Origin of the sequence: Pseudomonas brassicacearum (genome assembly GCF_009601685.2) — a bacterium.
Taxonomy (GTDB): Bacteria; Pseudomonadota; Gammaproteobacteria; order Pseudomonadales; family Pseudomonadaceae; genus Aquipseudomonas; species Aquipseudomonas kilonensis_B.
The window spans coordinates 2,432,118-2,445,147 of sequence record NZ_CP045701.2; the positions used below are offsets into that span (position 1 = coordinate 2,432,118).

Below are 13,030 nucleotides of genomic sequence, written 5' to 3' on the forward strand. Positions count from 1 at the left end.
ATGCAAAATCCCGTCAGGCGGGCATGGCCGAAATCGCCACGACTGTGCTGCACAACGTCGGCAACGTCCTCAACAGCGTGAATGTATCGGCAGAACTGGTCAGCAGCCAGATGCGCACCTCCAAGGCCCAGGGATTGGGCAAGGTGGCTCAACTGTTGAGCGAACACGTCCATGACCTGAGCGATTTTCTCACTAGAGACCACAAAGGAAAGATGCTGCCTGACTACCTGCTCAAGCTGGCGAAAATGGTGACGGCGGAGCAACAGGGCATCATCGAAGAACTCGGGCAACTCACCAAGGGCATTGACCACATCAAAACCATTGTCGCTGCCCAGCAGTCCTATGCCGTGGCCGTCAGTATTGTCGAGACAGTGCCGGTCGCAGAGTTAATCGACGATGCCTTGCGCATGAGTGCTGGATTACTGGCGCGCGAGGAGGTGACGGTGGTCAAGGAGATTGACGACTTGCCCCTGCTGCCCCTGGACCGGCACCGGATGCTGCTGATTCTGGTGAACCTGATCAACAATGCCAAGCAGGCGTTGGACGGCGTGATCGATCGCAGCCGATGCGTCACGTTCGGCGCGTCCCTCGCTGACGGGGCAGTATTGCGTATCACGGTGGCCGACAACGGCAATGGGATTGCGCCTGAGCACCTGACGCTTATCTTTTCCCATGGTTTCACGACGCGCAAAGACGGTCACGGTTTTGGCCTGCATAGTTGCGCGCTGGCCGCGCAGGAAATGGGTGGCAGCTTGAGCGTGCGCAGCGATGGGGTCGGACAGGGCGCTACCTTTACCCTCGATATTCCCCTTGATGCGCCGCTGAGTAAGCGATGACCGCCGAACCGGCACATTCTACGGGTCGATGATATGCCGGGCTGACCGGAGCCTCAAAGAGGGATGTGGGTTGTCGACAGGACCTGGCGCAATCCCATGAACGAGCGAATCTGGCGAACCCCGGGCAGGTAAAGCAACTGCTCCGCGTGGAGCCGGTTGAAACTGTTGCTGTCCTTGGTGCGCAGCAACATGAAGTAGTCGAACTCCCCCGTCACCACATGGCACTCCATGCAGCCGGACACTTTTTGCGCGGCGGCCTCGAATGCGGCGAAGGATTCCGGCGTGGAGCGATCCAGCACTACGCCGATCAAGACCACCATCCCCGCATCCAGCGCTTCATTGTCCAGCAGCGCGACGATGTCCTTGATCAGGCCGACCTGCTTGAGCCGTTCAACGCGCCTGAGGCAAGCAGGGGCACTCAATTTCACCTTCTCTGCAAGCGCCACGTTGGAGATGGAGGCATCTCGTTGCAGGGTCTTGAGAATGGCGCGATCGGTTCGATCCAGTGGATGCGGCACGGGGTCTGCGGTGCCCGGCTTCTTGTGAGTATTTGTTGCTTTCATATCGGTTTCTACGCAATGAAAGTATGTTTTGTGTGACTTTATGGAAGTTATGTTTCTTGAAGTGATGGAAACTTGCAACACATATTTTTTGGAATCTTCTTAATATTGAACTCATCGAAGCCCTCCTGAAAGAGCCTGGAATGCGGCCCTTTTTCCTTTCGGTCTGGCGCTTGGATATTCAATATCAAGGAGCAGAGTCATGAACCTGAATCGTTTTAAACGTTACCCATTGACCTTCGGTCCTTCGCCCATCACGCCCTTGAAGCGCCTCAGTCAACACCTGGGTGGCAAGGTCGAGCTGTATGCCAAACGTGAAGACTGCAACAGTGGCCTGGCCTTTGGTGGGAACAAGACGCGCAAGCTCGAATACCTCATTCCCGAAGCGATCGAGCAAGGCTGCGATACGCTGGTCTCCATCGGTGGCATTCAGTCGAACCAGACCCGCCAGGTCGCTGCCGTCGCTGCCCACTTGGGCATGAAGTGCGTGTTGGTGCAGGAAAACTGGGTGAACTATTCCGACGCAGTGTATGACCGCGTCGGCAATATCGAGATGTCGCGGATCATGGGCGCTGACGTGCGGCTTGACGCAGCAGGCTTCGATATTGGCATTCGGCCAAGTTGGGAAAAGGCCATGAGCGATGTCGTGGAGCAGGGAGGCAAACCGTTTCCGATTCCGGCGGGTTGCTCCGAGCATCCCTATGGCGGCCTCGGTTTCGTCGGCTTTGCCGAAGAAGTGCGGCAGCAGGAAAAAGAACTGGGCTTCAAGTTCGACTACATCGTGGTCTGCTCGGTGACCGGCAGTACGCAGGCGGGCATGGTTGTCGGTTTCGCCGCTGACGGTCGTTCGAAGAATGTGATTGGTGTCGATGCTTCGGCCAAGCCGGAACAGACCAAGGCACAGATCCTGCGCATCGCCCGACACACCGCTGAGTTGGTGGAGCTGGGGCGCGAGATTACGGAAGAGGATGTAGTGCTCGATACGCGTTTCGCCTACCCGGAATATGGCTTGCCCAACGAAGGCACGTTGGAAGCAATCCGACTGTGCGGCAGCCTTGAAGGGGTACTGACAGATCCGGTGTACGAAGGTAAATCGATGCACGGCATGATTGAAATGGTCCGTCGGGGTGAATTTCCCGAAGGTTCCAAAGTGCTTTACGCGCACTTGGGTGGGGCGCCGGCGCTGAACGCCTACAGCTTCCTGTTTCGTAACGGCTGAGCGCAGGCCTGTTGAAGTTCACTGTGGGAGCGGGCTTGCCCGTTCGCACGGGTTCAATACTCATGCAGTAAACGCTCGCGTTCAAACCACGCCGGGAGTACCACCATGCATGCGATATCGCAGTCTGCAATCTGGGTGAAAGAACCGCTGGCGGATACCGGAGTCGTCATCGTGACCAGCGCCGCGTTGCCCAAATACATGATTGACAAGTTGCACATGGCGATCGACGACTGGGACCAGGTTGCTTATCTGGTGGTCCAGCAATCCAGGGCGTTTATGCTCGACTGGTTGCAGTTTGGGTCCAACCCGATAGATGCAGCGGCGGCGACCACCTGCCGGGCCAGCCAACTGCTGCGCGGCCTGTCCAAAGGCTGCTTTTTACTGGATGTCGAAGTCAGCCCGATACCCCGTCTCACCTGGCTGGGATCAGTCTGCGGTCACCCACTGCGTGTCCTCAAACTGGAAGACGCAGCCTCTCATGCAGCGATCGATAAACAGGTGGAAGAGATTTTATCGGTGACCCGGACACTGGTGAAAAGCGGGTTGCAAGAGCGTTGTTTCATCTAGCGAAAGTCATCGCCACACACGCCTGAATTGATTACCCAATGGAGAGGCCACACTCATGAGCCGATCTGCCGACTGTCGTTCTAAAACCATGAAGTGGATGCGTGAACCTTCGAGCCGTACCCGCATCGTTGTCATAGTGTCCGCAATTGACAGTGACCATATTGACCTGATGCATCATGGGTTCAGCTGTTTTGACAATATCGCGCTTGTACAGGTTGAACCTTCGGATACAGGGGCTGACAGGTGCGTTGCAGTACACGTAGCGGGGTGTGATTACAGCTTTCTCGTTTGCGGTGAACTTGAAGAGTATCTGCTGAACAATCTTTCCATTGGCAACCCGTGCATCTACCAGATAGGGCAAGACAGCTGGGCCGAGCGCTCCGTCATTGACGCGGTAGAGCAAGTCAAAAAACTCGCCCGATTGAGCTATTTGCGCCACCTTGAAGCGTTGCCCGACATTTGCAGGAGCTGTCGATGAACCTGTCCGATATTGATGCCCAATGGTCGGGCCAGACCACTGACGATGCTCAAGAAGTTGCTGAATGGCGGGACGCCTTGCTGTCAGTTATCGCCCATAGCGGCACGGCACAGGCCAAACAGATTCTCGACATGCTGGTGGCTGTGGCAAGCGCCTCGGACATCGGTTGGCGGCCCGGCCATGGCACGCCTTACATCAATACCATCAGTGTTGAGTGCCAGCCGGTATTTCCAGGGGACCTGGCCATCGAAGAACGGCTGGCCTCGATCATGCGCTGGAATGCGTTGGCCATGGTTGCCAGGGCCAACTACGCCTATGGCGAATTGGGCGGCCATATCGCCAGTTATGCCAGCGCGGCGGATTTGTTTGAAGTGGGCTTCAACCATTTTTTCAAAGCGCGAACCGAAGGGAGCGGTGGCGATCTGGTGTTCTATCAGCCGCACTCGGCGCCAGGGGTCTATGCCCGGGCGTTCCTCGAGGGACGCCTGGAAGAAAAGGATCTGCTGCATTATCGGCAAGAGATCAGCGCGCGCGCCAAGGGTGTCCGGGGTCTGTCGAGTTACCCGCATCCTTGGTTGATGCCGGACTTCTGGCAGTTTCCGACGGGCTCCATGGGCATTGGTCCGATCAGCTCGATCTACCAGGCGCGTTTCATGCGTTACCTGGAGCATCGAGGCCTGCAAGACAGCGCCGGGCGAACCGTCTGGGGCGTGTTTGGCGATGGGGAAATGGATGAGCCGGAAAGCATGTCGGCATTGACGCTGGCCGCGCGCGAAGGGCTGGATAATCTGGTCTGGGTGGTCAATTGCAACCTGCAACGGCTGGACGGGCCGGTGCGTGGCAATGGTCGCATCATCGACGAGTTGGAGGCGCTATTTGGTGGTGCCGGCTGGAACGTCATCAAACTGGTGTGGGGCGCCGACTGGGACGGCTTGTTTGCGCGCGATGCGGATGGCGCGCTGGTCAAGGCGTTATCCAACACCGTCGATGGCCAGTTCCAGACGTTCGCGGCAAAAGACGGGCGCTTTAACCGTGATCATTTCTTTGGCCAGAACGAGGCATTGGCGCAGCTGGCACAAGGCCTGACCGATGAACAGATCGATCGCCTGAAACGTGGCGGTCACGACATGGTGAAGATCTTCGCCGCCTATCAAAGCGCACTGCTCGAAGGCAACAAACCCACCGTGATTCTGGCGCAGACCAAAAAGGGCTTCGGCATGGGCGATGCCGGGCAGGGCAAGATGACCGTGCACCAGCAGAAGAAGCTCGACAGGGAGGCGCTGATCGCGTTTCGCAATCGTTTCAACCTGCCGTTGACCGATGAACAGGCCGCCTCGTTGAGCTTCTTCAAACCCGATGAAGACAGTGCTGAAATGCGCTATCTGCACGAGCGTCGCCATGCATTGGGCGGCTACATGCCGTCGCGTCCTTCGACTGCCGAATCATTGGCGGTGCCTGACGTCAGCCGCTATGGCGCGTTTGCCATTGCTGCCGAAGGCAAGGAAATGTCCACCACCATGGCTTTCGTTCGAATGCTCAGTGGTCTGCTGCGGGACAAACAACTGGGGCCGCGAATCGTACCGATCGTGGCGGATGAAGCGCGTACGTTCGGCATGGCCAGCCTGTTCAAACAGATCGGTATTTATTCCAGCGTGGGGCAGCGATATGAGCCGGAAGATATCGGTTCGATCCTGAGCTATCGAGAAGCCCTGGACGGCCAGATTCTCGAAGAGGGCATCAGCGAGGCCGGGGCGATCAGTTCCTGGGTAGCGGCGGCGACCAGCTATTCGGTGCATGGCTTGCCGATGCTGCCGTTCTACATCTATTACTCGATGTTCGGCTTCCAGCGCATCGGCGACCTGATCTGGGCGGCGGCGGATCAACGGGCCCGCGGCTTTCTGCTCGGGGCCACCGCAGGTCGCACGACGTTGGGTGGCGAAGGCCTGCAGCATCAGGACGGCAACAGTCATCTGATGGCGGCGATGGTGCCCAATTGTCGTGCCTACGATCCGGCATTCGCCGGCGAGCTCGCGGTGATCCTGGATCACGGCATGCGCCAGATGCTGGAGCGCCAGGTGGACGAGTTTTATTACGTCACCTTGATGAACGAGAACTACCCGCAGCCGAACCTTCCCGAAGGTGTCGAACAGGCGATTATCAAGGGCATGTATCGGTTTGCCCGGCATGAAGTCGAGGGTGCGCGTGGACGTGTCCAGTTGTTGGGTTCCGGCGCCATCCTGCGCGAAGTGATTGCCGCCGCCGAGTTGCTGGCCAGCGATTGGGGGATCGACAGTCAGGTCTGGAGCGTTACCAGCTTTACCGAGTTGGCACGTGATGCCCGTGAAGTGGAACGTTGGAATCGACTGCATCCTGGACAGCCTTCGCGCAGCAGTCATGTCCAGGCGTTGCTCAACAACTCGGCGCCGATCATTGCCTGCACGGACTACGTTCGCGCCTTGCCGCAGCTGATCGCCAGTTATCTCGATGCCCGTTACACCGTACTGGGCACCGACGGCTTTGGCCGTAGCGATACCCGCGGTCAGTTGCGCAGGTTCTTCGAAGTGGACCGCCACCAGATCGTCTTGAGTGCGCTGACTGCCCTGGTGCACAAAGGGCGCCTCGATGCCAATGTGTGTGCCGAGGCTATTGAGCGGTACGCCATTGATGTGGACGCGGTGGCCCCTTGGGACGCTTGATTTCAGGGGGTATATCCATTGCTGCGGTAACGGCCGCTTAGGGTTCCGCTCTTACAGCGGGTCACTTTTGGAAGAGCGCTTTTCGAAAGTGACCCGCTGTTGAGCGGAACCCTAAGCCGCCGTTACCAAAAAAACGGATATACACACCACCCATCCGGAAAAACGCGAATAGATTTCCCCCCCAAAAAAAGCCTCAACTACCCTAGCCAACAGCCAGAATAGTCGCCACCAACGCCAGAGCGCGAGGCACCAGCGTATCCAGTTCCAGATACTCACGCTCGGTATGGACTTTGCCACCCACCGGCCCGAGACCACACAGCGTCGGAATGCCCAGGCTGGCAGTGAATCCAGAGTCAGCACAACCGCCAGTGAATTCGCCTTCGACGCTGAAACCCAGCGCCAAGGCCTTTTGTTGGTAGATCTGCAGCAGCCGTTCGCTATGACAGGCTTCCATCGGCAGAAAGGTTGTCGCCTCCTTGAGGATAGCGCGGGTGCCGATCAACTCTTCTTCCGCGACGATGCCCAGGATCGCGGTAAAAATCTGATCCCAGTGCTCGAGTTCGATGAAGCGCACATCCAGCCGGGCAGAGGCGCCAGGCGCGACGGTGTTGCTGGAGGTGCCACCGGCTATCAGGCCAACATTGGTGGTGATGCCTGCCGCGTAATCGGTCAAGGCATGGAGCTTGACGATCTTGCGTGCCAGGGCTTCGATGGCACTGGCTCCGTCGGCATGGTTGACCCCGGCATGCGCCGCGCGGCCGCTGACTTCGATGATCAGCGTGGCGCCGCCTTTGCGTGCGCTGACCACGTTGCCGCTGGCCCGGCCGGGTTCGGTATTGAGCACGGCACGCGCGCCACGGGCGGCTTTTTCGATATGGGTTCTGGCGCTGCCGGAGCCGATTTCTTCGTCTCCGGTGTACAGAACCTGCACCGGATAGGGCAACTGACCGGCGCGTTTGAGAGTCTTGAGCGCAAAGCAATTGAGCACCAGGCCGCCTTTCATGTCGGCGACGCCGGGGCCATAGGCAAGGTTGGCGTCGCGGCTGTAGCCGCGAGTCGTGGTGGTGCCTTTGGGGAACACCGTGTCGCGATGGCCCAGCAACAGCACCGGCTTTCCAGAGGCGCCTGGCACTTCGGCGAGCATCACGTCGCCAAAATCATCGACCGGCATGCGCTTGAGCAGGATGCCGTCGGCTTCCAGTTCAGCCGCGAGCAGCGCGCCCACCGCGTCGACGCCCGCCTTGTCGTAACTGTTGGAGTCGGTGTCGACGATACGCTGCAGCAGCGCTTCCATGGCGTGGCGCTGGTCGGCAAGCCAGTCCAGCGCCTGTTGTGGCGTGGCACTCATTGCGCTTGCTCGCGCAACTGATGCTCCTGAGTCAGGCGTGCCGCGTCGTTGCCCAGGTCCCAGAACAGACCGGCCATGATTTGCAGGCTTTCTTTGACCACCGGTGCCAGCAAATGCTCGTTCGGCGCATGTTGCGAGCAGGCCGGGTACGAGTGCGGCACCCACAATGTTGGCAGGCCGAGCACGTCCGCGAACACGTCGTTGGGCAGCGAACCCCCGAGGTTTGGCAGCAGCGCAGGTTTTTTGCCGGTGGTCTGTGTCAGGGAGCTGAGTGCCCAATTGACCCACGGGCTTTGCGGGTCCAGCCGAGTGGCGTGCATCACATCGATGCGGCTTTGCTTGACCTCGACATTGCTGAAGCCATGAGCATCCAGGTGGGCACGAACAGCCGGGATGAAGGTCGTGTAGTCGCTGTTCACCACGAAGCGGATATGGCAGTGGGCATTGGCTTTACCAGGGATCGCATGCACGGGGGCGTCCGGGTTGCCGGTCTTGAAGGCGATGACGTCGAGGGTGTTCCAGCCGAACACCTTTTCGCTCAGCGAGAGCTGCGGGTTACCCCAGTTGGCGTCGATGTCCGGATCGCCCGGCCCGCCACCCACGTCAATGTCGGCCAGTGCCAGGCGAACCGGCTCCGGCAGCGTCTCGGGCTGCAGGCCTGCCACTTTCACCCGGCCCTGTTCATCGATCATGCTTGCGATGGCATTGGCCAGAATGATGCCAGGGTTGGCCAGCAAGCCGCCCCAGTTGCCAGAGTGATGGGCGCCTTCGCGCAAATTGACCACCAGCTCGAAGTTGAACACCCCGCGTGAGCCGAGAAAAATGGTCGGTCGTGATGCCGCCAGGCGCGGGCCGTCCGAGGCGATGAAAACATCCGCCGCGAGCTCTTCGCTGTGGGCGGCACAGAACGCATTCAAGCCCGGGGAGCCTTCTTCTTCGCCCATTTCCAGCAGCAATTTGACGTTAAAGCCCAGCTTGCCGTCGCGAGCCTTGAGCGTTTGTTCCAGCGCGGTCAGGTTGATCAGGTGCTGGCCTTTGTTGTCCGCCGTGCCGCGGCCGTACCAGCGATCGCCTTCGACCGTGACTTGCCACGGCGACAGCCCTTCACGCCATTGCGCTTCATAGCCGCGCACCACATCACCGTGGCCGTAGCTCAGTACGGTCGGCAGTTCTGGATGCTCAATGCGTGTGGCGATCATGAAGGGCCCACGCTCTGCCACCGGGTTGTCATAAATCTTGACGCTGAAGCCCATGGCCTTGACATGCGGGGTGATGAAGTCATTGAGATAGCGATACAACTCGGGCTGGCTGTCCGTTGCCTGGCTTTCGGTGGGCAAGGCGACGCTACGTTCGAGCAGATTGAAAAAGGCGCCGTTGTCGAATTGCTCTGTGGTGTTGCTGATGGCCAATGAACGACTCATGAGTGGACAAGCTCCAGTGTTTGGGCAGGATTGTCGTGAAGGTGGCAACGCACGTTGCCCCCGATAATGGAATCATTGGCCGGGTAGGCCGTTTTGCACGGTGCGAAGCAGCTCGGGCAGCGCGGGTGGAAAGCGCAACCGGACGGCGGTGACATCGGATTGGGAAAGGTCCCGTGCAGGCCGATCTCGGGAATGCCCAGGTGCGGATCGGGCGTGAGCACCGAATCCAGCAAGGCACGGGTATAAGGGTGGCCGGGTTCAGCAAACAACGATTCGCGCGTACGTTCTTCGACGATGCGCCCCAGGTACATCACCGCGACCCGGTCGGCGAGGTGTTCGATGACCGCGAGGTTGTGGCTGATCAGCAGATAGGTCAGGCCGAACTCGCGCTTGAGGTCTTGCAGCAGGTTGAGAATCTGCGCTTGCACCGACACATCCAGTGCTGAGGTGGGCTCGTCGCAGATCAACACATCGGGGCGCATGATCAACGCTCGTGCGATCGCGACTCGCTGGCGTTGTCCGCCGGACAGCTGGCTCGGGTAGCTGTCGATCACCCGCTTGGGCAGGCCGACCACATCAAGCATCGCTTCGGTCTTCTTGCGCCGCTCGGCGGGGCTGCCGATGTCATGCACGATCAGCGGCAGGGTAATGATTTCGCGCAGTGTCTTGCGTGGGTTCAGCGAGGAATACGGGTCCTGGAATATCGGCTGAATATGCCGGGACATTGCCTTGCGATCAGTCGCCGCCAGATGCTTGCCATTGACCAGCACATCGCCGCTGGTAGGCGGCAGCAGACCGAGCAGCAGCTTTGCCAGGGTACTTTTTCCGCAACCGGACTCACCTACCAGACCGAGGGTCTCGCCACGCATCAGACGCAGGGAAACGCCATCTACGGCTTTCAGGATGGCGGCGGGTTTGAAAAAGCCCTGGTTGATCCGAAACTCGCGACGGATGTCACACAGCTCCAACGTAATGTCTTTTTTCATGACCTTGCACGCTCCTGAAGGCGAATCGGTGCCGGGGCCGGTGCGGCGAACAGGCAGCGCGCCATGTGTCCGTCCTGTTCGACTTCGGGGATGTTCTGCGCGCAGGTCGGTATCGCCTGAGCGCAACGATTGCGGAACGCACAACCTTGCTGCTCGCCCACCAGGCTCGGCACCAGGCCTGGAATCGAACCCAGTGCCTCACCCGGTTTGGTCTGGCCAGGGATTGGAATACTGGCCAGCAGACCACGGGTGTACGGATGCTGCGGGTTCTCGAACAGTTGCAGGGCAGGGGCGGTTTCGACGATTTCCCCGGCATACATCACCGCGACCCGATCGGCGATCCGCGCCACCAGCCCAAGGTCGTGGGTGATGAAGATCACCGCCAGGCCGAGTTCTTTCTGAATATCGCGAATCAGGCGCAGGATCTGCGCTTGAATAGTCACGTCCAATGCAGTGGTGGGTTCATCGGCGATGATCAGGTCCGGTTCGCACATCAACGCCATGGCAATGATCACCCGCTGGCGCAAACCACCAGAAAGTTGATGCGGATACTGCCGCAAGCGCTCGGTGGCATTGCTGATGCCGACTTTCTCCAGCATCCGCCCGGCGCGAACCAGGGCATCCTTGCGCGACACCTTGCGATGCCGGGTCAGCACTTCGCTGAGTTGATCGCCAATGCTGTAGGCCGGGTTCAGCGAGGTCATCGGTTCCTGGAAGATCATCGCCAGACGGTTGCCGCGCAGGTCGCACATGTGCCGTTCGCTCTGGCCGATCATGTCGATGCCGTCCAGCGTCAGCCGTGACGCAGTACGTTTGGCCTTGCGTGGCAACAGGTCCATCAGCGCCAGCGACGTCAAGGATTTACCGCAGCCGGATTCGCCGACGATGCACAGCATTTCGCCGCGTTCGACTTCAAAGTTCAGGCCACGCACTGCATGCAGCGTGTCATCCGGCGTTGGGCTGTTGCCCATGGGGATATCCACGCGCAGGTTTTCTACATGGAGTAATGCCATGTTCGGTACCCTCTATGAGTTACGGCCGTCTATCAGTTACGGCCATCGGGCAGGATCAGATCGCGCAGGCCATCGCCGACCAGGTTGATGCCCAGCACCAGAATCATCAGGGCGACACCGGGAATGGCGATGACCCATGGGGAAAAGAACATGTAGGGTTTGCCTTCAGCGATCATCAACCCCCAGGACGGCGTCGGCGGCTGCACACCCACCCCGAGGAATGACAGTGCCGACTCCAGCAGGATCGCGTGGGCCATTTCCAGCGTCGCGACGACGATCAGCGCACCGACCAGATTGGGCAGAATTTCACTGACCAGAATGCGCAGGGTCGAGCAGCCCAGAGCCTGGGCCGAGGCCACATATTCAGCATCGCGAATCTGTTGCACCGAAGCCCTGACCACCACCGCGAAGCGATCCCAGAGCAGGCAGCCGAGCAGCACAATCACCACTTTCAGCGAGCCGCCCATCAGCGAGGCCGAGGCCAGCGCGACCATCACCACCGGCATCGCCAGCCGGGTGGTGATCAAGTAGCTGATAAACGCATCGACCTTGCCGCCGTAGTAACCCGCCAACAGCCCCATGACGGTGCCGATAAAGCCGGAAATAAGCGCCGCCGCAATGCCGATGAACAATGAAATACGAGCGCCGTAGAGCAGTCGTGACAGGTAATCACGGCCCAGCTTGTCGGTTCCCAGGACGTATTCCCAGGTGCCGTTGGCCATCCATACCGGCGGTTTCATACGCAACATCACGTCTTGCGCATAAGGGTCATAAGGTGCCAGCCACGGCGCGAAGAGTGCCCCCGTGAAGATGATCAGCAACAACACCGTGCCGATGGCGAAACCACGATGACGAAAGCTCTTGCCAAGGACTCGGCTCAGGCTGCTGGGCGGTGGCAGGTAGTCATTGATCGCGAGGGTAGTGGGGGTGCTCATGTAAGCCTCCTAGCGCACGCGAATGCGCGGGTCGAGCAGTGCGTTGAGCACATCGGCCAGCAAGGTGAGGATGATGTAGATCACTGCGATGAGCAGGACCACGGCCTGTACGACCGGAAAGTCATCACGGGCGATGGCGTCCCAGGCGAGCTGTCCGATACCTTGCAGGGAGAACACGGTTTCGATCACTACCGACCCGCCGAGCATGAAGCCGAACTCCACCGCCGCCAGGGCGACGACTGGAATCAAGGCGTTGCGCAGTGCATGCTTGAACAACACGCGGGCAGGGCGCAGGCCCTTGGCGCGGGCGGTGCGGATGTAATCGGAACTGAGCACATCAAGCATGCCTGCACGGGTCAGACGCATGATTGCCGGAGTCGCGTAATAGCCCAAGGCAATGGCCGGCATGACGAAGTGCAGCAGGGTCGAGTTGCCGGACACTGGCAGCCACTTGAGCGTCACCGCGAACACCACGATCAGCATCAGCGCAAACCAGAAACTTGGCATTGCCTGACCCAGTACGGCAATGGTCAACGCCAGGCGGTCAATCCAGGTGTCGCGTTTGACTGCGGCCAGCACCCCGAGCGGAATCGCCACCAGCAGTGCAATGCCCAATGCCATCGCTCCCAGGCCGAGGGTGATTGGCAGGCGGTTGACGATCAGGTTGTAGACCGATTCCTGAAAGAAAAAAGAGTTGCCCAGATCCAACCGCAGCAAATCGCCCAGCCAGTTGAAGTACTGGGTCGGCAGCGGTTTGTCCAAACCGTACTGCACGCGGATCTGTTCGATCTGTTCGCTGCTGGCTTCCGGTCCGCCAATGGCAGTGGCCAGGTCGCCGGACAGATGCAAAAGAGAAAAACTGATCACCGACACGGTAATTGCAACGCAAAATGCGATACCCAGACGGCGTAGAAGGAATCCAAGCATGGCAAGTTTCCTCGTATCCATTGGCTGATAGGTGTGGGGCGTGC

At 59.4% G+C, this 13,030-nt stretch carries 11 protein-coding genes and 1 pseudogene; 5 read left to right on the plus strand and 7 right to left on the minus strand.

Going from position 1 to position 13,030, the window contains the following annotated elements; translation table 11 throughout:
• Window positions 1–494: 494 nt before the first annotated feature.
• Window positions 495–836 (plus strand): annotated as a pseudogene (locus tag GFU70_RS29070) (ATP-binding protein); the annotation flags it as partial.
• Between the two features lie 53 nt (window positions 837–889).
• On the opposite strand, the gene GFU70_RS10690 reads toward GFU70_RS29070, so the two are convergent.
• Window positions 890–1,399: an Lrp/AsnC family transcriptional regulator gene (locus GFU70_RS10690; RefSeq protein WP_058542121.1), complete on the minus strand. Its 510-nt coding sequence runs from the start codon at window positions 1,397–1,399 to the stop codon at window positions 890–892.
• A 199-nt stretch (window positions 1,400–1,598) separates the two neighbouring features.
• Here GFU70_RS10690 and GFU70_RS10695 point away from each other — a divergent pair, with 199 nt between their 5' ends.
• The 4 genes from GFU70_RS10695 (at window position 1,599) to mdeB (ending at window position 6,356) form a co-directional block, all read left to right on the plus strand.
• Window positions 1,599–2,615, plus strand: a complete 1,017-nt coding sequence (locus GFU70_RS10695) for a 1-aminocyclopropane-1-carboxylate deaminase (RefSeq protein WP_058542122.1) — start codon at window positions 1,599–1,601, stop codon at window positions 2,613–2,615.
• Between the two features lie 105 nt (window positions 2,616–2,720).
• Window positions 2,721–3,182 (plus strand): hypothetical protein, encoded by a 462-nt coding sequence (locus tag GFU70_RS10700; RefSeq protein ID WP_058542123.1) that lies wholly within the window; start codon window positions 2,721–2,723, stop codon window positions 3,180–3,182.
• Between the two features lie 55 nt (window positions 3,183–3,237).
• Window positions 3,238–3,660, plus strand: coding sequence for a hypothetical protein (locus GFU70_RS10705; RefSeq protein WP_153388005.1), 423 nt, complete (start codon window positions 3,238–3,240; stop codon window positions 3,658–3,660).
• Window positions 3,657–6,356: an alpha-ketoglutarate dehydrogenase gene (gene mdeB / locus GFU70_RS10710; RefSeq protein ID WP_153388006.1), complete on the plus strand. Its 2,700-nt coding sequence runs from the start codon at window positions 3,657–3,659 to the stop codon at window positions 6,354–6,356. Before GFU70_RS10705 ends, mdeB begins: the two co-directional genes overlap by 4 nt.
• A 202-nt stretch (window positions 6,357–6,558) precedes the next feature.
• Here the strand turns inward: mdeB and GFU70_RS10715 are convergent, their stop codons facing one another.
• Genes GFU70_RS10715 through GFU70_RS10740 form a run of 6 tightly spaced genes read right to left on the minus strand, consistent with a single transcriptional unit; the run spans window position 6,559 to window position 12,986 of the window.
• Window positions 6,559–7,704, minus strand: a complete 1,146-nt coding sequence (locus GFU70_RS10715) for a M20 family metallopeptidase (protein ID WP_153388007.1) — start codon at window positions 7,702–7,704, stop codon at window positions 6,559–6,561.
• A complete protein-coding gene (locus GFU70_RS10720; RefSeq protein WP_153388008.1) occupies window positions 7,701–9,125 on the minus strand; it encodes a M20 family metallopeptidase in 1,425 nt (474 codons plus the stop codon). Before GFU70_RS10720 ends, GFU70_RS10715 begins: the two co-directional genes overlap by 4 nt.
• Window positions 9,122–10,111: an ABC transporter ATP-binding protein gene (locus GFU70_RS10725; RefSeq protein WP_153388009.1), complete on the minus strand. Its 990-nt coding sequence runs from the start codon at window positions 10,109–10,111 to the stop codon at window positions 9,122–9,124. The genes GFU70_RS10720 and GFU70_RS10725 overlap by 4 nt, the downstream gene beginning before the upstream one ends.
• Window positions 10,108–11,124 carry an ABC transporter ATP-binding protein gene (locus tag GFU70_RS10730; protein ID WP_079301258.1) on the minus strand — a complete coding sequence of 339 codons (1,017 nt, stop codon included), beginning with the start codon at window positions 11,122–11,124 and terminating at the stop codon, window positions 10,108–10,110. The genes GFU70_RS10725 and GFU70_RS10730 overlap by 4 nt, the downstream gene beginning before the upstream one ends.
• A 32-nt stretch (window positions 11,125–11,156) precedes the next feature.
• Entirely contained in the window at window positions 11,157–12,059 is a 903-nt protein-coding gene (locus GFU70_RS10735; protein ID WP_014338928.1) for an ABC transporter permease, read from the minus strand.
• Between the two features lie 9 nt (window positions 12,060–12,068).
• The gene (locus GFU70_RS10740; protein ID WP_153388010.1) at window positions 12,069–12,986 is read right to left on the minus strand and encodes an ABC transporter permease; all 918 of its coding nucleotides are present in this window, start codon (window positions 12,984–12,986) and stop codon (window positions 12,069–12,071) included.
• Window positions 12,987–13,030 lie beyond the last annotated feature (44 nt).